1 pseudogene is annotated in these 647 nt (G+C 68.2%); it reads right to left on the bottom strand.

Annotated features, from left to right (window positions below):
• Positions 1–48: 48 nt before the first annotated feature.
• Positions 49–558 (bottom strand): annotated as a pseudogene (locus ACLF3G_RS29515) (helix-turn-helix domain-containing protein); the annotation flags it as partial.
• Positions 559–647 lie beyond the last annotated feature (89 nt).

Raw genomic sequence — 647 nt, forward strand, 5'->3', positions numbered from 1 at the left:
AGATCTCTATGGCGCCGATGGCGACGCCTTTCTCGTGCGCGACTTCCTCCAGACGGGAGGGGAAGGTCTTTTAAAAAGATCAATGGCGCCCTCAGCCTGCGCATGATGCCGCGGCCGGGCCGAGAGCTTGCGGTAGCCCATCGCGCGCAGTTCCCGGCTCAGCGTCTGCTTCGAGACCGAGACCCGGAACTCCTCCCACAGCCACTGGCCGAGATCGACCAGCCGCCAGCGTACGACGCCATGGCTGGCGGGGATCGGGCCCGCCTCGATCGTCGCGGTCAGCGCTGCACGGTGGGCGGCGGTCAGCCGTGGCAGCGAGCCCGGCGGCTTGCGGTCGACCAAGCCCTCCGCGCCCATGGCGTTGAACCGCACGACCCAGTCCCGAATGATCTGCAGCGTCACGGTGCCGATCCGCGCTGCTTCGGTGCGCGAGGCGCCGTCATAGATCGCCGCCAGCGCCAACAGACGCCGGGCCTGCGCAGCATCTCTGCATCGGCGCGCCGCGGCGCGCAGGGCTGGACCATCATGGTCGAGGCGGAGAGGAAGCGGCTGGCCCATGGCGAAGCTCCAATGCTCGCCCCCTTGAATCAGATCGGCTCCGCGTCGGGAAAGCCCATTCGTGAGTCACCGCCGCCAGGACTTGGTAT

It is taken from the genome of Falsiroseomonas sp. HC035 (assembly GCF_050563525.1).
Taxonomy (GTDB): Bacteria; Pseudomonadota; Alphaproteobacteria; order Acetobacterales; family Acetobacteraceae; genus Falsiroseomonas.